The following is a 16,744-nucleotide window of genomic DNA, read 5'->3' as shown; positions in this document are numbered from 1 at the left end:
GGAGGCATCTATTTATTCAAGCTTGTAAGCCCTGCTTTTTAATTCTAGGGGGATACCGACTGTCACTAAAAACACCTGCTGACATACCTCAGCCATCCGTTGATTCATCCGGCCAGCCAGATCCCGAAATTGCCGTCCCAGTCGATATTCTGGCACGATGCCATCGCCCACTTCATTCGTGACGAGAATTAATTGTCCACTGTAGGAGGACACCGCCTCCACAAGTTCCTCTATTTGCGCTGTCACGCATGCGATCTCATCGCTAGCATCTTCGTAATGGAGCAGCCAATTCGTCAGCCATAGCGTCAAGCAGTCCACTAACACCACAGAGCCCTCGTTGCTCTCGTTCAGCTGTTCCAAGCAAGCCCTCAGCGCATACGGCTCCTCCTTGGTTTCCCACGGGAATCCAGAACGCTGCCTCATTTGCTGGTGCAGCCCTACCCGCTCCCGCATTTCCTCATCGTAGATGTGGGAGGTCGCGATGTAAATCCCCCGCTGGCAGCGATGCATAGCCAGTTTCTCGGCGAAGGCGCTCTTGCCGCTGCGCGCACCGCCCGTTACCAGAACCGCCATAGCGCGTCCCGCCTCCTTCTCTACAGGTCAAGCGGCTGTAACCTGCTCATGTGTGCACGTACGGCTGCTGAATAACTTTCCGTAGGACAGCTTCCAACTAGCCGCCTTTCCCTTAACCCCGCGACACGCCTGCGCTCTCGAACGTCGCCATTTCCTTCATGATCTTGCCTGCGGCATCGATCAAGTTGAAGACGAGCACCGCGCCTGTGCCTTCACCCAGTCGCATATCCATTTGCAGCATCGCTGCGAGGCCAACCGCTTCTAGCAGCTTCGTATGCCCTTGCTCCTGCGACAAGTGCGAGGCGAGCATGTAGGACGCGCTTAGCGGGGCTAATCGGCTCGCCACGAGAGCAGCTGTCGACGAGATGAAGCCGTCGACCACAACCGGGCAGCGGTGCTTCGCCGCGCCGAGGATCACCCCAACAAGTCCGGCGATCTCTAATCCCCCGACCTTGCTTAATACCTCAAGGGCGTACTCTGCGCTCGTGTTTAGAGGTTCACGCAGCGCGTTCACTTCCAGCGCCTTATTCACAACGCCTTGCTTATGCAGCCAAGTCGTGTCATCAATACCTGTTCCACGGCCTACCGTTTGACTAGCCTCCATGCCTGTCAACGCACATAATATCGCTGCGCTCGCCGTCGTATTGCCAATCCCCATTTCGCCTGTTGCGAAAAGTCGGTAGCCTTTTGCCACCAAATCTTCTACGATCAGGGCGCCAGCTTCAATCGCTTGGATCGTCTCATCCAAGGTCAGCGCCGCTTCTTTTGCCATATTGCGTGTGCCTTTTCTGACTTTACGCGATACGAGATTCGGATGTTCCAGTTCCGCGTTAACCCCCATGTCCACACAAACAACATCAGCACCCGCATGTCTCGCAAGTACATTAACTGCAGCCCCGCCGTAGAGGAAGTTCAGCACCATTTGCGGAGTTACCTCTGCTGGGAACGCACTGATGCCTTCCTCACATACCCCATGATCGCCAGCCATAACGATAACAGCTTTCTTATCAAAGGTTGGCATTACTTCACCAGTAATCCCTGCAACTTGACGTGCTATATCCTCTAATTTTCCTAAACTGCCCTGTGGCTTCGTCAATTGATTTAAATGATCATTTGCTTGATTTGCCACCTCTTGATAGATCGGCTCAATAGTATTAATTAATGCTGTTAAATTATTCATGAACATTCATCCTCCGGCCTGTATTTATTTCCCTGGTTGTAATAAAATCTGGGGTACCTCACTTACGGGATGTTTCATAACAATCGGTTCCGTTCCGTACACTTCTGCGATACGCTCACTCGTTATCAGTTCAGCGGGCGTTCCAATCGCGTGTACCCGGCCCTCATGCACAATCATCAAGCGCGTACAATACTGTGCTGCCAAATTTAAATCATGCAGGACAGCAACGACGGTAAGCGCCGACTCTTGCTGCCAGCCCCGAATATAATCCATCATCTGGATTTGATAGCCAATATCTAGAAAGGTTGTGGGTTCATCCAGCATAAGCAGGCTCGGCTGCTGGGCCATCACTTTGGCCAGAGCAACTCGCTGACGTTCACCGCCACTGAGGCGCTCTATGGTTCGATCTGCAAAGGTATCTAACTCGAGTTTAGTCACAATCGCATCAATAAGCCCATCCGCATCTGCCGTATCCTCACCCAGCCAATTCTGAAAGGGGTACCGTCCCATCTCGACCACTTCACGTACCGTGAAGCCGACTGGAGGTAATGCATCCTGCTGCAGCACAGCGAGCCATTTGGCCAGCTCTTTGCGGGAATAGGAAGCCACTGGCTTATCTTTCAGAAACACCCGGCCTATTTTGACAGGATCCATACCGGATATCAAACGGAGCAACGTAGATTTGCCACTGCCATTGGGACCAATAATACCAAAGAATTCACCTTGCCCAACCTCAAAGCTAATCTGATGTAGCACCTGTTGTTCGCGAAAATGCTGGTCAAGCCCCTCCACTTTAATCATCGTCATCAACCTCTTAACGTCTTCTTATCTTTATGGAGCAGATAGGCAAAAAACGGGGCACCCAGGAACGCCGTAATGACCCCCAAGGGAATTTCTGTTGGGCTCAATAAGGTTCTAGCAAGGGTATCTGCCCACAGAACGTAAATCCCTCCGCCAATTGCGGATAACGGGATGATCAAGCGATAATCGGGACCAACCAATAGTCGGACTAGGTGCGGGACGATGAGACCAACAAAGCCGATGACGCCTGCCACAGACACAGCAGCTGCTGTAATCAGCGTAGCAGTGATCAGAACAATCAACTTCGTACGCTCGACATGAACTCCGAGATGGGCAGCTTGGCGCTCCCCCAGTGCTAGCAGATTCAACGATCTTGCATACCCTAGAAGAATCACGAGTCCGATAACGAGATAGGGTGCAATCATATACGTGTATGACCAACCTCGCAATGCTAGACTACCCATTAGCCAGAAAATGATTTCATTAATCGTTTGGTTGGAAATTGAAACCAAGAACGATACAAAAGCACCTAGAAACGCTTGCATCACGACGCCAGACAGAATCAACGTCTCCATCTTCAGCTTCCCGTCAATCAACGCAAGCTTGAGAACCAAGAAAAGGGAAGCAAGCCCTGTCACGAAAGCTACAATGGGGATGGACCATTGGCCAAACCAAGCGAATTGCAGCCCGAAGTAGATCAGAACCGCAGCCCCGACTGAAGCACCTGAGGAAACACCAAGCGAGTAAGGATCAGCGAGCGGATTGCGAAGCACACCTTGAAAACCTGCACCAGCCATGGAGAGTACGGCCCCTACCAGAATTCCAAGTAACACACGGGGCATTCGAACTTTATTTATAATTTGTTCAGACGATTGCGGCCAGTTTACCTCGATGTGATTGCCAATCCAAGGCAGATGCTTACCCAAAATCCCTACGATCTGAGAGATTGGCAGATGGGCAGCGCCGATCGACAAACTCACCACAATAGAAAGAAGAAGGAGTATAACTCCTACTCCTCCCCCCATCAACAATTTTCTTTTCATTATTTCACCAATTCAGGATAGATGCCTTTCGCCATTTCCAATAAGCCATCCGTTAATCTCGGACCTGGGCGGCTCAATAGATTTTGATCAAGGCCTACCACATGTTTATTTTTCACAGCGTCAATGGCATCCCAGCCACCGCGTGTACGAATAATTTCGTCTAACGATTTCTTACTTTTCGTATCAACCACACCATTTGCAAATAAAATCACATTCGGATTTTGTTGAATGATCTTCTCTTCGCTGATTTCGTACCAGCTGGCTTTGTCAGCTGCAACGTTAATTCCACCTGAAATATTGATCAACTCATCCATGAATTCGCCGCTGCCTACGGTCCAGCCTGGAGCAAATTCAATGTATACCTTTTTCTTGTTCTCTTGCTTGACATCCTTCACGGCATCGACCACTTTCTTGCGATCCGCTTTCATCTTGGAGACAATCTTCTCCGCTTGATCCTGATGATCCGTAATTTGTCCATACAACTCAATGTTATTAATCACATCATCTAACGTTTTGGGCTCTACTTTGAACACATTAATGTTCATTGCACGAAGCTTTTCAACCGATTCTGGATTCATTGAAATGCCTGTGAAAATAATATTTGCATTGGAAGCAATAACCGCTTCTACATTCGGCTTGGTGATGCTTCCGAGCTTAGGTTTTGATTTCGCTGCTTCTGGGTAGTCATCATAATCGGAAACACCGACGATATTTGCTTCTAAACCAAGTGCATACAACGCTTCTGTCTCAGCAGGAGAAACCGATGCAATCTTTTCAGGTGCTTTATCAAAAGTAAACTCTTTGCCTGTTGCATCTTTCACTTTCAACGGATAGGTCGTCTTTTTTGCTGCAACTGGAGCCGTCGTCGTCGTTGGAGCTTTCGTCCCCGCTCCCCCAAGCTTCGACGGATCGGATATTTCCGTTTCCTTTTTGCCACATGCTGCTAATGAGATAGCTGTTACGACGGCTAATGTAAGAATTAGACCCTTTTTAACCAAATGCTGTTTCATCGATAGTTCCCTCTTTCTTTTTTTCTTCATTATCAATCCTGTACCCATAAAAAAGCCCCCCCGTTCACAAGGAACGAGAAGGACGAGAAATCGCGGTATTGGGCAACGAACTTGCCTGCGTTGCTTCCTGATTTAACGCGATCCTTTTCCTCGAAGGATGTCGTAAAACGAAACAATAGGCAAGGTAACCTGACTCTCCAACCATTCGCATGATTGAATTACAGTGGCGGGACCGTGCCGGACTCTAACCGGCTTCCCCTTTTACTTCTAAACTTTGTACCCAAAGCTTATCAGCACCTATCGTGACTACTTACTATGATCAATCTAATTGTCGATTATAGATGTTCTCTTACTTTTGTGCAATAATTTTGAGAACTTTTAAGGCCTCGTCCATTTTCGGTGCATTTAGAGGAACGAACGCGACTAATCCTTTACCTTCATAGCCTTGTTCCTTCATCCACTTGTTCCCTTCAAGCGGAATGCCATAGAGATGCTTCTGAGCTTCTTTGCCCTCTTCCTTGATTTCGATAACGCCATCCGGATAGTCCGCAGGGTTGATCGTATCATCCAAGGAAACGAAGCCGGCCTGATTACTCAAGCCTTTGAACTGCTCATCGGCAAGGATGAAAATGCCGTTACCACCAGCCGCCAGCTCAACAATCATTTTTTCCATTGAAAAAATAGGAGACGTATTCAACTTCACAGTAGGTGTATCCCCTACCTTCAATTTCAGTGAAGTTTCCAGCTTCTCCGCCGCTTCACTTGGGAAACCATTAGGACCCATGATAAATACCGATACATCAGGCTTAGGTCCACCGCAAGCTGTAAGGGTAAGCACCATGCCTAGCATGAGAACAAGCAACCATTTTGCCTTCATTGTATGTAATTCCCTCCGTCGTACGCTCTCTTATCGATAGTCGCCAGAAAAGTCGGTTTTCACCGACTTTTCTTACAAGCTGTCATATATTCATTTATCTTCTGATCCAGAATTGTACTTAACTCGACAACATCATCCGATGTCATTTCCCGACCTTCTGTGACCATTTGTTCCATTTTACGTCTCAACGTATGAATCTCTTCTTCCAGCAAAGATAGGGAGTTTTGCTTCTTGGCATGTCTGGATAACCAACGTTGTCCGAAATCTTGCTCACGAATTTGAAACTGCTTTGGAAAGCTAGTAAGTTGATATTCCATAAAAGCCATGCTCATCCCTCCTCACTATAAGAATAACAGTTTTCGTCAATTATGAACATATTTTTTTACAAGTTAATCTTATAATTTCCGCATAAAATTACCGATTCTCTCAAGCGCTTCATTGAGCTGTGAAACACTGTACGCATAGGAGCAACGAAGGAATCCTTCCCCGCCTAAACCGAACACATCGCCAGGTACAGCAGCAACTTTCGACTCGAACAAAAGACGTTGTGCAAACTCATCCGATGTTAAGCCGGTAGCTGCAATACTTGGGAACGCATAGAACGCACCTTGCGGTTCGTGACACTCGAGTCCTACCTCACGGAAGCCTTTGACGATCAGCCGCCTTCGTTGATTATAGGATTCTATCATCCGATCCTTCTCTTCAAGTCCATTCGTCAACGCTTCATGCGCCGCCACTTGCCCCATGACAGGTGCGCACATAACCGTGTATTGGTGAATTTTGGTCATAGCGGAGATCAATTCACGATGTCCGCAAGCATAACCCATGCGCCAGCCAGTCATAGCGAATGCTTTGGAGAATCCGCTGACCAAAATCGTCCGGTCTTTCATACCTGGAACAGCTGCGAAGCTTACGTGCTTCTGACCATATGTTAATTCTGCATAGATTTCATCGGAGATGACGATCAAATCTTTCTCCTCAACCACTTTAGCAATAGGCAGCCAGTCTTCGTATGTCATAATGCCGCCGGTTGGATTGCTAGGATAGCATAGAATCAATATTTTGGAACGCGGCGTAATCGCATCGCGAAGCGCTTTTTCTGTTAGCTTGAACTGATCCTTGGCAAATGTTTCGATGCCTACAGGCACGCCGCCGCTAATCGCGGTAATCGGTGAATAAGAGATATAGCAGGGCTCTGGAATTAAGATTTCATCCCCTGGCGTAATAAGTGCACGTAAGGCCAGATCGATAGCTTCGCTGCCGCCAACCGTTACAAGCACTTCATCCGTTGGCTCATATTTTGCTTTAAATGACGTATATAAATAGTTCGCAATTGCTTCGCGAAGCTCTGGAATACCAGAGTTCGGCGTATATTTGGTGCGGCCGCGTTCCAACGAGTGCACAGCGGCTTCACGTACGTGCCACGGTGTGGAGAAATCCGGTTCGCCTACCCCGAGAGAAATAATATCGTCTTTACTATTGTTAACCAGGTCAAAAAACTTTCGAATACCTGATGGCTTCATTTCACGTACGGCAGGAGCGAGGTAGTCCTGCATGGATTTGTTCGTTGGTTGAATCGTAGTCTCATCCTTAATCATGACGTTCCCTCTTCCTTACGGCGAAACAAGCATCCGGTGATCATCTTCCTGATCCTCGAAAATAATGCCGTCTTGTTTGTATTTTTTTAAGATAAAATTCGTTTTTGTGGAAAGTACACGATCAATCGGTGAAAGTTTGTTCGATACGAAAGAAGCAACTTGCTTCAGCGAGCTTCCCTCAATTTCAACAAGTAAATCGTACGCACCTGACATGAGGTAAACCGATTTGACTTCCGGATATAGGTAGATCCGTTCCGCAATCGCATCAAAACCGCGCCCGCGCTCCGGCGTAATTTGCACTTCAATTAGGGCGGTAACCTTTTCGTCATCTACTTTACTCCAGTTTACGACTGTCGCGTATTTGACGATGACCTTATCCGCTTCCATCTCGCTTATCGCTCGCGCAACTTCGGCCTCCGCCGTTCCTAACATGGTGGCGATCAGATCCGCGCTCCTGCGGGCATCTTCCTTCAGTAAATCGAGAATTTTAAGCTTCAAAGTATCCATGGTTAAACCTACCTTTCTGAAATTTGTTCGTTCATCCATTCATCTTACAATGAATCACTGTCCTAATTCAATTACTGCGCGCAAAAGATAGGCAGAAAATTTATATATAGGTAAAAATTCCACTTGGACAAGCACAACAAATAGCCACAAAGAGAGGCTCCTAGTGGCTTTCATTATCTTTTTCATGCCTAATTTAAAAAATATCCATACTTAAATACCTTTCACCTGTATCTGGCGCAATGCACAATACCCTTTTGCCTGCACCTAACTTTCTCGCAACCTGGATCCCAGTCCAAACCGATGCACCAGCAGACGGACCAACCAGAATCCCCTCTTTACTGGCTAAATCTTTCATCGTTTGGATGGCATCTTCATCTGACACTTGAACAATTTCATCATAGACACTGGTGTTCAAAATAGCAGGAATAAAGCCCGGACTTGTGCCTACCAGCTTATGCGGCCCTGGGCTTCCACCAGAAAGGACTGGGGACCCCTTAGGTTCCACCACATAAATCTGGATATTCGGCAGCTGCTCCCGCAGCACTTCACCAGTCCCCGTAATCGTACCGCCTGTGCCCGATGTGGCAACGAACGCATCCAGCCTGCCTTCCATCTGTTGCAGGATTTCCGGCGCAGTCGTAACGCGATGAATGCTCGGATTCGCTGGATTCTCAAACTGCTGTGGAATGAAGCTCCCTGGGATTTGATCTCGCAGCTCCATCGCTTTCGCGATCGCACCTGGCATCCGCTCGGCAGCAGGCGTAAGTACCACTTCAGCACCGTAAGCTTTCAGAATATTGATACGTTCCTTACTCATATTATCCGGCATTATAAGAATGGCTTTATACCCTTTAGCCGCGGCATTCATTGCAAGACCAATGCCCGTGTTTCCACTCGTAGGCTCTATTATTGTTGCACCAGGCAGAAGATGACCTGCTCTCTCAGCTTGGTCAATGAGATTCCATGCTGCCCGATCCTTAACACTGCCGCTGGGATTAAAATATTCCAACTTCACATACAATTCCGCTGCCTCCGGTTCCAATAAGCGGTTAATTCGCACAGCGGGGGTATCGCCAATTAGCTCCGTGATGCTGTTTACCATTTTCTTTGACATAGGGTGCCCCCTCCTTTTTCCTCCATCATGCTATCCACATTTTGATGTGGAAGGATAGTCCATGTCAAGGCTTGGATGTGGGTAATTGATTTCGGATGAATAACCATGAGAAGAACGTTGAACTTCCGGTAACGAGCATCAGTACATTGATGACAAGCGGCTCCTTACTCCATGAAATGACACAAATAAATAACAGCACACCGCACACACGCCCTACATTCAACGAAAGTTCACGAAGGACGATGTACTCCTCCCGCTGCTTCGCCGACTCCTCGTCGGACCCGATGAGATCGAAGACCACAGATACCATCGGAATGGAGTACATGGGAAAAAACAGCGCAGATCCAAGGCCGAAAATGAGGAGCGTTGTAAATGACATTTTCCAGAAGAACGGCAATATGACGAGTACAACCATGACCGAACCAATAAACATACTCTTTTTTCGAAAAGAGGGTCGAATGAACCGGCCTGCCGCCCAGAAACTCACCAACGCAACGGATGACGTAATTAAAGCAAAATTACCTAAACTCGCTTCACTTGATGTTGCGATATACACGAGTAATCCGATCATGAAGCCAAAAACGCCCTCACGAACGCCCTGACAAGCCAGCGATAAACTCACTCGTTTCCATGGTGTATGCGGTTGTTTAAGTATTTTTAGAGGCAGAAACCATGCATAGGTGCCACTTACTTTCCTTTTTTTCAGAAAAAAGCTGATCACGACACCTAACACAAAAATGCCTAGTGAAATGGAAAAAATAAGACGATAGCCCGCTACATCTCCCAAGCTCACAATAAGTAACCCCGAGATCCACGGCGCAATAATGCCTGCCCCCGCTCCTAGCAGACCCACCCAGCCATTAAACTTGTCCCGATTGTCAGGATCCGTGACTTCAAAGTAAACGACATTGAAGGAGATCCAGAATAGGCCAACGGAGATACCTTGAACCAGCCCCAACCAAACGAAATAATGGATGCTGCTCGTCCCCATCCACAACACTAACAGATAGAAACAGGCAGATATCGAAACCCCAGCACGCAAGCAGTTCATTTTGTTGTGTTCTTTAACCCATTTTCCAGCGAGCCAGAAAGTAATGGCCATCGTCAAATGAGTCGTTAACGTAAACCAGCCGATTAATGTAAAATCATTTTTGGCTTTCCACAAGTAAACCCCGACGAACGTACCTGATAACGCATTCGCTCCGCCGAATAACGAATGAACAATAAGTAAAAGAATCGCTTGAGCATCCAGCTTTCCCTGGCTCTTCACATTCGTTTCCATATTCCTCCTCCTGTTAGACCGATTTAGGCTCTTGTTAAGCTTCCCCATTTGAGTCAAAATATGAGGTGAAACTACGCAAAAAAACCGAATCCATGAGGACTCGGTTCGATTTCCACCTTGATTTATTCCGATTTGATACGTTCAACCATCAGTAAACGGTCTGTATCCGAAAGCACTTTCTCAACTCTAAAGCAAGATGGACATACATAAACGTCCGATGTAAAAGGACCCGTCAAGAAAGCACTGCCTAATGTTTTGGGAATGATCGGCGTGAAAGCTGTCTCACTTGTCACTTCTGTTCCCGCAAGGAGCATGAATTCATGACAATTCGAGCATTCAGGTGCTTCTTCCTGTTCATCCGTCAACTGCTGTACCTTTTCTCCATACTTGTCGAGCGGCTCATCTGAATCATCCCAAGCAAGTGATAAATCCTCATCAGACTCGGCATATTCTTGCTCATTGAAGCGCAGCTTTTGACCTGTCTGTTTAACCTTCAGATCAATGCTCCGATAATCGTTTAACTCGTTAAAACAATGTGGACACTCATCTTCAGGTCCAATCTCGGGATCCCAAACAATTTCTGTCTGACACCACGGACAAACGACTTCCTCATTGCCACTCATGTCGTAATCCTCCACCTATTGCATTCATGCATATTTCAATACATAATAAACCCCTGCCGCTACAAATACAAGCGCAATAGCAAACAAGGTCCCCCACAGGTATTTCATTATTCAAGCCTCCAAAACTATGCTTCTATGTATGATACTAAGTTACACAAGCTCCAACCACATAGGATAAAGAAACAGATAGTATTAAGGATAAAAAGCCTACTGCACGATTATCCTTCTGAATTTCCTCGTCAATTTTGAAGAAAGGCGTCAGGAATTCAAAAATAAAGTAAGCTACCATTAACAGCAGGAAGCCATAACCGGCCCAGACGAGTGAGTGAATCATGGTGTCATTGTTTAGAATCGCAAATCGGAACAAGTTACAAATCCCGAAAATTTTCCCACCTGTTGCCATAGCTACAGACAGATTTCCTTTTTTAATTTCAGCCCAATCGTCATACTTCGTCACCATTTCAAAAATAGTTAGAAAGACAACTAGTGCGACCACAGCTACAGCAAAAAACGCGAGCGTTGATAAATACGGGTTGCTTAACAAGACATCCACCTCTTCGTTCATATCGTCCCCTGCCTTCCTTCACAAGTAGAGAGACTCCAATCGAATTGTCCAATCACTTGCCCTAAACGGGAGTAGAGACTGAGTATGACTCAGTCTCTCGCAGGTACTCCTAGTATAACATTAGGATTGTTTTTTTTCAGCAAGCTTCGCGCGCATAGCCGCTAACTCATCATCAATGCCACTTTTGCTAGCGCCTAGACCATCTAGCTCATCGTCTAAGCTGCGGTTTTTCGCACGAATCTCTCCGCTTGCTTGCGCTTCAGCTTCCATTTGAAGAACTTTCTCGCTCATGCGATCAAATCCTTTAGCCGCATTATCCGTACCAAAGCCCGACATCGCTTGGTTGATTTGTTTTTGAGCTTTCGCTGTTTCAGCACGAGCAATCAACAAATCCTTTTTGTTTTTCATCTTTGTGAACTCATCTTTCATCTCCGTCAATTGCGCACGAAGTTGGTCCGCATTCGTTTTCGCTAGATCATATTGACGTTTCAGTTCATCGTAACGAGCTTGGTGCTCTTTCTTATCTTCTAGAGCGCGGCGGGCTAAATCTTCATTCCCTGCTTCGAGGGCTTTCATCGCCTGCTCTGTACGTTTCGTTACCATCTCTTCTGATTCTTCAACTTGCAGCTTGTATTTCTTCTCAATCGCGATTTGTTTCGCGACAGCAGTCTCTGCTTCCAAAATATCTTCTTCCATATCACGTAAAAACTGATTTAACATTTTAACCGGATCTTCAGCCTTATCTAGCAAATCATTAACTGAAGCCATTGTCATATCACGAAGTCTTTTGAAAATTCCCATCTAAAATTCCTCCTAAGGTTTAATACTCTTTTATATCTATTTCATACGTAACACCAAACAATCAGTTTCAAAAAGGATTAAAAATTTTAGATTTATTTCATTTCGACAACCGTAACTCCAGCTCCGCCCTCGTTGTAATTCCCCATCCGATAGCTTTTCACGTGCTTATGACGGCGCAAATATTCCTGCATACCTGTACGAAGCACGCCTGTGCCTTTGCCATGAATTAAATAAACTTGCCCGAAATTACTCAGAAAGGATTCGTCTAAGAATCGATCCGCTTCGATTAGTGCCTCTTCCATATTCATGCCGCGCATATCCAATTCCATTTTGACATTATCGTCGCGGGTGCGTTTTAGCGTTGTTGCCGTTTTCTGAGGTTGTTTCGATGGCGCCGCATTCCCTGTTTTCTCGAGATTAGATAGCTGCACCTTCATCTTCATAATCCCCAACTGCACATTGGCTTCCGTTGTGCCTACTAGCTCAACTACGTGTCCTTTTTGCCCCAATGAAATGACACGCACTTCATCTCCGGCTTCAATCTGCTCCGGTTTCTTCTTCACAGCGCGAACCTGTTTGCTCCTTAGCTCAGGAGTCGCTTGATCGAGGCGTCGTTTGGCTTCAACCAAACGGTGGTCCTTAACCCCGCCAGCTTCCTCTTGCGCCATGCGGCGAAGATCTGCGATAACTTCGTCGGCTTCTCGGCGAGCTTTTACCACAGCCTCGCGAGCATCACGCTCCGCTTTCTCAAGCAGCTTATCCCGCTGCTCATCGAATTTCAGCTGCTGCGCCTCCAGTGATTTGCGCATCGCTTCTGCTTCTTTGCGAAGCTCCTCTGCCGCATAGCGTTCGGATTCCGCGATCAGTCGGTTCTCTTCGAGAGAAGCAATCATCGACTCCACACGTTGATCTTCTTCTCCCACCTGTGTACGGGCATGCTCAATAATACGTCTGGATAAACCTAACCGCTCGGCAATGGCAAAAGCATTACTTCGTCCGGGTACACCAACCAACAAGCGATATGTTGGACTTAAGGTTTGAACATCAAATTCCATACTAGCATTAATCGTGCCAGGCTTCTGATACGCATAGGCCTTCAACTCAGAATAATGCGTCGTTGCAATAATGCGACACCCAATTTGATGAATATAGTCCAAAATCGAGATGGCCAGCGCAGATCCTTCGGCTGGATCCGTACCAGCGCCAAGCTCATCAAGCAACACTAGGCTTTTGGGCGTCATATCTCTCAAAATACTTATGATATTCGTCATGTGACTGGAAAAAGTACTCAGATTCTGCTCAATACTTTGCTCGTCGCCAATATCCGCATAAATCGCATCGAACACGCATAGTTGCGTGCCTTCTTCCGCAGGAACAAAAAGCCCTGACATCGCCATCAAGCTAAGCAAACCTACGGTTTTCAGGGAAACCGTCTTACCACCCGTATTGGGCCCCGTTACAATTATTTGCGAGTAATCATTACCCAGCTCCAAGTCCAGTGGTACAACGGCTTCTGGCGCAATGAGTGGATGTCTTCCTCTTTTAATTTTGATGAAGCCGCGGTCATTCAATCTTGGCATTGTGGCTTTTAACTCTCTTGCCAAGCCCGCTTTCGCAAATGTAAAATCGAGCTCCGCCAAGAGATCAACATCTAGTACAAGCACATCAACTTGTTCGGCTACTAGCTCCGTTAACGCCCGCAAAATCTTCTCAATCTCGGCTTCCTCTTTAAATTTGAGTTCACGAATCTTATTATTCAGTTGAACGATGGCATCCGGCTCAATGTATAGCGTCGCACCAGAGGCCGACTGATCATGGATCATCCCGCCAAAGCTCGATCGATACTCGGACTTAACCGGAATAACGAATCGGTCATTTCGGATCGTGATGAGAACGTCCTGCAGCATTTTCTGAACAGACGAATTGCGCAGCATCTGCTCAAGTCTCTCACGGACTCTGCTTTCACCCGTGCGTAGTTCACTTCGAACACGCCCTAATTCAGGACTAGCACTGTCCACAACAACCGCATTTTCATCAATACAGCTGTTAATTTTATCTTCTAACTGTTTATTCTCTGTCAGTAAATCAACTTGCGCCTTGAGCATCGGAATCGAATATTCCTCATGAACAGCAAGTACAAAGCGCTTTAACCTACGTGCTCCAAACATCGTTGTAGAAATTTCTAACAACTCATTCGGATTTAACATCCCGCCAATGCGAGCTCTATGCAGGGGCGACCGTATGTCGCGAATACCGCCGAATGGAGCATTTCCTTTCAGCCGTTCAACATTAACGGCCTCATCCGTCGTCTGCAAGCGCAGCTTAACAAGCTCGAAATCCCCTTTGGGTTCTAACTTAAGAGCCGCATCTTTGCCAAGTGATGTTGACGCATGATGCTCAAGCTTATGTAAAATCTTCACGTATTCTAATGTTTTTATAATTTTCGGATTCAACGTTCCCAACCTCTTTTCTCTACCCTATATTATAAACCAAAAAGAACCTGATTAGCTACGGAGACAATGATTATATGGAAGATACTACCCACCATAAATATCATAATTTTGGATACACTAAGTTGTGCATCTAATCCTCTGCCAAAGGAATGCAAATCGTCACGATCAAAGCAACTTGCAAGTAACTTGCATTAAAAATCGCTTCTTGTCGCAGGATTCCTACTCCTAGACAAAAAGAAGGAGGTTCACGACATGCATCTTCTTGGACATCTAGTAAGGTTTATTGTTTCGGCTTTGGTTTTAATGTTTGTGAGTTGGTTAGTGCCTGGATTTAAGGTCGGTGGATTCTGGAGTGCTTTTTTCTTAGCACTAGTCATTGCCATCGCTGCTTGGATCATTGAAGGCATCTTCGGCAAACAAATCACTCCATTTGGCAGAGGAATCGTAGGTTTTCTAGTGAGTGCGCTCGTCATTTGGGCCGCTCAATTTATCGTGAGCAATGTATCTACGAGCATGATAGGTGCCATATTAGCCGCTTTAGTCATTGGGATCATCGACTTGTTCATTCCTGTTAAAACCCCTTTCGAACAGGGCATCTCAGGAAGAGAAGATCGTCGATAACACTGTCCGCTTCGATAGCTGACAGCCCAGGTAAAGCCAAAAAAAGATCGGTCTGCAGCGTTCCTACTCGCCGGGCCGATCTTTTCTATGTGGTTTCACTAGTTTGTCACTGTATTTTGGTAATAGGTCGTGTACAATGATGGAGAAATCATTATGTATACGGAGGGTTATACCCATGAAAAAACTAATCATTCTCATGATGGGACTAGCTATTGTCATTGCCATCACAGCATGCGGAAACAAAGATTCCAAATCATCCGAGTCCACCACCACGCCAGCCGCCTCTACCGACGCAGCAGCTGGACAGCAAATCGTTTTAAAAGCTACCAACTATAAATACGATCAATCCGAATACCACGTCAAAAAAGGCCAACCCGTCACAATCACACTTGATAATTCGCAAGGCATTCATGGGGCAGCTATTAAAGAGTTCAATATTAACTTGAGCAATGGTAAGAAAAGTGTCACATTTACACCAGACAAAGCAGGTTCATTCCCAATCAATTGCTCCATCATGTGCGGTGCTGGTCACGCGGATATGAAAACAACACTTATCGTTGAATAAGTTAACGAAGCATAAATTTTATACAATGAGCCACAAAGCCTTTTTACGTTTTCACGTGAAGAGGCTATTTTTTATATTTTGATAGTGATTTTTATTCTTATTCCTTAGATTATCTTTGTCGCACCCTTCAGCGGACTTGAAAATACCGCAAAACATAGGGATACAAATACACCGAGAAGAACGCATCGCCCCACTTTTTAAATACATTTTCTGTTGTGTGCTTTACTTTCCTCGCTGTCATAAACAAAAACCTTCCTAAAGCACTCGTATTCCTCATGTTCTTAGCAGAATGCTTATTAATATTATTATTCCGCCCATTGAGACCTTCTTCACTATTATTCAGAATCTCCGTTTCTTCTGTTGGATTCGCAAGCTCACGCGAACGTGCGTAACGCTTTTCTAAGGCGAATTGAAGTTTCTCAAGCAGCAATCTAGCGGTTCGATAATTCACACCAAGTAGATTCGCAAAAGCTGCAACAGTGTATGTCATCTCATCTTGTAAGATGATTCGAATGGCTTTGAACCATAGTAATAAAGAAAGTTTAGATTTATGCATAACGGTACCAGCCGTGATCGAAATCTGTGTACGACACTCTTTACACTCTAGCAAGTTACGTGTCTTCACTTTATAAAAGATATGATGGTCACACCTTGGGCAAAAGAACCCATTAGACCAGCGATTTTTAATCAAAAATTGCTCGCAATCTTCCTCAGTTTGAAACGTATTCTCCAAAGATTCAACAAGTAACATCTCCATAATACGCACCGCCTCGATCGGAACGTTTGTTCCTATATTTATATTATATCGAACATTTGTTTCCATGTAAAGGAATTTTTGCTAGGTCGGATAGTGCTATATCGATGAGATGCATTTTCTGTGGTATCTACAATTTATATTTAAGGAGGCTGCGGAAAGATTAAGAATGACACGGCTATCGGTAGCTTTATTTGGGTGCTGAGAGATTGGAACTGGCTTACGGGCGGCGGAGGCATGGGGATGAGATGAAGGCTGCTGGCTTGGCAATTAACAATTGCAACGGTCGAAGGCGGCAAATGCAGAGTGCTCAAGGTACCGGGCAATTGGCGTGTTCTAGACGTTGCTTTAGCGATTAACAGTTGCAACTTTCGAGG

The 16,744-nt window shown here is 46.0% G+C and carries 18 protein-coding genes and 1 riboswitch; of the genes, 2 read left to right on the top strand and 16 right to left on the bottom strand.

The window, feature by feature from the left end:
• Window positions 1-12 precede the first annotated feature (12 nt).
• The 15 genes from cobU to A8709_RS32110 form a co-directional block, all read right to left on the bottom strand.
• On the bottom strand, window positions 13-573 hold the full coding sequence (cobU, locus tag A8709_RS32180) for a bifunctional adenosylcobinamide kinase/adenosylcobinamide-phosphate guanylyltransferase (protein ID WP_065859016.1): 561 nt from the start codon (window positions 571-573) through the stop codon (window positions 13-15).
• 112 nt (window positions 574-685) lie between these two features.
• Complete coding sequence (gene cobT / locus A8709_RS32175) at window positions 686-1,753, bottom strand: nicotinate-nucleotide--dimethylbenzimidazole phosphoribosyltransferase (protein ID WP_065859014.1); 1,068 nt, start codon at window positions 1,751-1,753, stop codon at window positions 686-688.
• Window positions 1,754-1,777: 24 nt separating this feature from the next.
• Window positions 1,778-2,554 carry an ABC transporter ATP-binding protein gene (locus tag A8709_RS32170; protein ID WP_065859012.1) on the bottom strand — a complete coding sequence of 259 codons (777 nt, stop codon included), beginning with the start codon at window positions 2,552-2,554 and terminating at the stop codon, window positions 1,778-1,780.
• A 5-nt stretch (window positions 2,555-2,559) separates the two neighbouring features.
• Window positions 2,560-3,597, bottom strand: coding sequence for a FecCD family ABC transporter permease (locus tag A8709_RS32165; RefSeq protein WP_065859010.1), 1,038 nt, complete (start codon window positions 3,595-3,597; stop codon window positions 2,560-2,562).
• Entirely contained in the window at window positions 3,597-4,607 is a 1,011-nt protein-coding gene (locus tag A8709_RS32160; RefSeq protein WP_141692728.1) for an ABC transporter substrate-binding protein, read from the bottom strand. Before A8709_RS32160 ends, A8709_RS32165 begins: the two co-directional genes overlap by 1 nt.
• A 161-nt stretch (window positions 4,608-4,768) precedes the next feature.
• A riboswitch (cobalamin riboswitch) is annotated at window positions 4,769-4,923 on the bottom strand.
• Between the two features lie 33 nt (window positions 4,924-4,956).
• Window positions 4,957-5,484, bottom strand: coding sequence for a hypothetical protein (locus A8709_RS32155; RefSeq protein WP_065859008.1), 528 nt, complete (start codon window positions 5,482-5,484; stop codon window positions 4,957-4,959).
• 59 nt (window positions 5,485-5,543) lie between these two features.
• Complete coding sequence (locus A8709_RS32150; RefSeq protein WP_065859005.1) at window positions 5,544-5,810, bottom strand: aspartyl-phosphate phosphatase Spo0E family protein; 267 nt, start codon at window positions 5,808-5,810, stop codon at window positions 5,544-5,546.
• A 69-nt stretch (window positions 5,811-5,879) separates the two neighbouring features.
• A complete protein-coding gene (locus tag A8709_RS32145; protein WP_065859002.1) occupies window positions 5,880-7,082 on the bottom strand; it encodes an aminotransferase class I/II-fold pyridoxal phosphate-dependent enzyme in 1,203 nt (400 codons plus the stop codon).
• 15 nt (window positions 7,083-7,097) lie between these two features.
• On the bottom strand, window positions 7,098-7,589 hold the full coding sequence (locus A8709_RS32140) for an Lrp/AsnC family transcriptional regulator (RefSeq protein WP_056609404.1): 492 nt from the start codon (window positions 7,587-7,589) through the stop codon (window positions 7,098-7,100).
• Window positions 7,590-7,782: 193 nt separating this feature from the next.
• Complete coding sequence (gene cysK / locus A8709_RS32135; RefSeq protein ID WP_065859000.1) at window positions 7,783-8,703, bottom strand: cysteine synthase A; 921 nt, start codon at window positions 8,701-8,703, stop codon at window positions 7,783-7,785.
• A gap of 64 nt (window positions 8,704-8,767) precedes the next feature.
• On the bottom strand, window positions 8,768-9,985 hold the full coding sequence (locus A8709_RS32130; RefSeq protein ID WP_065858998.1) for an MFS transporter: 1,218 nt from the start codon (window positions 9,983-9,985) through the stop codon (window positions 8,768-8,770).
• Window positions 9,986-10,107: 122 nt separating this feature from the next.
• A complete protein-coding gene (locus A8709_RS32125; protein WP_065858996.1) occupies window positions 10,108-10,608 on the bottom strand; it encodes a hypothetical protein in 501 nt (166 codons plus the stop codon).
• Window positions 10,609-10,753: 145 nt separating this feature from the next.
• Window positions 10,754-11,173: a DUF350 domain-containing protein gene (locus A8709_RS32120; RefSeq protein WP_065858995.1), complete on the bottom strand. Its 420-nt coding sequence runs from the start codon at window positions 11,171-11,173 to the stop codon at window positions 10,754-10,756.
• 120 nt (window positions 11,174-11,293) lie between these two features.
• The gene (locus A8709_RS32115) at window positions 11,294-11,974 is read right to left on the bottom strand and encodes a PspA/IM30 family protein (protein ID WP_065858993.1); all 681 of its coding nucleotides are present in this window, start codon (window positions 11,972-11,974) and stop codon (window positions 11,294-11,296) included.
• 92 nt (window positions 11,975-12,066) lie between these two features.
• On the bottom strand, window positions 12,067-14,427 hold the full coding sequence (locus A8709_RS32110; RefSeq protein ID WP_065858991.1) for an endonuclease MutS2: 2,361 nt from the start codon (window positions 14,425-14,427) through the stop codon (window positions 12,067-12,069).
• A gap of 252 nt (window positions 14,428-14,679) precedes the next feature.
• On the opposite strand from A8709_RS32110, the gene A8709_RS32105 reads away from it, so the two are divergent.
• Both A8709_RS32105 and A8709_RS32100 read left to right on the top strand, forming a co-directional pair.
• On the top strand, window positions 14,680-15,048 hold the full coding sequence (locus A8709_RS32105) for a phage holin family protein (RefSeq protein WP_065858989.1): 369 nt from the start codon (window positions 14,680-14,682) through the stop codon (window positions 15,046-15,048).
• A gap of 175 nt (window positions 15,049-15,223) precedes the next feature.
• The gene (locus tag A8709_RS32100) at window positions 15,224-15,613 is read left to right on the top strand and encodes a cupredoxin domain-containing protein (protein ID WP_065858987.1); all 390 of its coding nucleotides are present in this window, start codon (window positions 15,224-15,226) and stop codon (window positions 15,611-15,613) included.
• Between the two features lie 127 nt (window positions 15,614-15,740).
• Here the strand turns inward: A8709_RS32100 and A8709_RS32095 are convergent, their stop codons facing one another.
• Window positions 15,741-16,370 carry a transposase gene (locus tag A8709_RS32095; protein WP_065858985.1) on the bottom strand — a complete coding sequence of 210 codons (630 nt, stop codon included), beginning with the start codon at window positions 16,368-16,370 and terminating at the stop codon, window positions 15,741-15,743.
• Between the last annotated feature and the right edge of the window lie 374 nt (window positions 16,371-16,744).

Origin of the sequence: Paenibacillus pectinilyticus, assembly GCF_001700435.1 — a bacterium.
Lineage (GTDB): Bacteria > Bacillota > Bacilli > Paenibacillales > NBRC-103111 > Paenibacillus_E > Paenibacillus_E pectinilyticus.
This window is presented reverse-complemented; position numbering and strand designations above follow the sequence as displayed.

Excerpts from the sequence above, each read along its gene's own strand:
- A8709_RS32140 (WP_056609404.1), bottom strand. The coding sequence starts at position 7,589 with ATGGATACTTTGAAGCTTAAAATTCTCGATTTACTGAAGGAAGATGCC.
- A8709_RS32105 (WP_065858989.1), top strand. The coding sequence starts at position 14,680 with ATGCATCTTCTTGGACATCTAGTAAGGTTTATTGTTTCGGCTTTGGTT.
- A8709_RS32095 (WP_065858985.1), bottom strand. The coding sequence starts at position 16,370 with ATGGAGATGTTACTTGTTGAATCTTTGGAGAATACGTTTCAAACTGAG.
- A8709_RS32165 (WP_065859010.1), bottom strand. The coding sequence starts at position 3,597 with ATGAAAAGAAAATTGTTGATGGGGGGAGGAGTAGGAGTTATACTCCTT.
- A8709_RS32130 (WP_065858998.1), bottom strand. The coding sequence starts at position 9,985 with ATGGAAACGAATGTGAAGAGCCAGGGAAAGCTGGATGCTCAAGCGATT.
- A8709_RS32145 (WP_065859002.1), bottom strand. The coding sequence starts at position 7,082 with ATGATTAAGGATGAGACTACGATTCAACCAACGAACAAATCCATGCAG.
- cobT (WP_065859014.1), bottom strand. The coding sequence starts at position 1,753 with ATGAATAATTTAACAGCATTAATTAATACTATTGAGCCGATCTATCAA.
- A8709_RS32160 (WP_141692728.1), bottom strand. The coding sequence starts at position 4,607 with ATGAAACAGCATTTGGTTAAAAAGGGTCTAATTCTTACATTAGCCGTC.
- A8709_RS32100 (WP_065858987.1), top strand. The coding sequence starts at position 15,224 with ATGAAAAAACTAATCATTCTCATGATGGGACTAGCTATTGTCATTGCC.
- A8709_RS32150 (WP_065859005.1), bottom strand. The coding sequence starts at position 5,810 with ATGGCTTTTATGGAATATCAACTTACTAGCTTTCCAAAGCAGTTTCAA.
- A8709_RS32125 (WP_065858996.1), bottom strand. The coding sequence starts at position 10,608 with ATGAGTGGCAATGAGGAAGTCGTTTGTCCGTGGTGTCAGACAGAAATT.
- cobU (WP_065859016.1), bottom strand. The coding sequence starts at position 573 with ATGGCGGTTCTGGTAACGGGCGGTGCGCGCAGCGGCAAGAGCGCCTTC.
- cysK (WP_065859000.1), bottom strand. The coding sequence starts at position 8,703 with ATGTCAAAGAAAATGGTAAACAGCATCACGGAGCTAATTGGCGATACC.
- A8709_RS32120 (WP_065858995.1), bottom strand. The coding sequence starts at position 11,173 with ATGAACGAAGAGGTGGATGTCTTGTTAAGCAACCCGTATTTATCAACG.
- A8709_RS32155 (WP_065859008.1), bottom strand. The coding sequence starts at position 5,484 with ATGAAGGCAAAATGGTTGCTTGTTCTCATGCTAGGCATGGTGCTTACC.
- A8709_RS32115 (WP_065858993.1), bottom strand. The coding sequence starts at position 11,974 with ATGGGAATTTTCAAAAGACTTCGTGATATGACAATGGCTTCAGTTAAT.
- A8709_RS32170 (WP_065859012.1), bottom strand. The coding sequence starts at position 2,554 with ATGATTAAAGTGGAGGGGCTTGACCAGCATTTTCGCGAACAACAGGTG.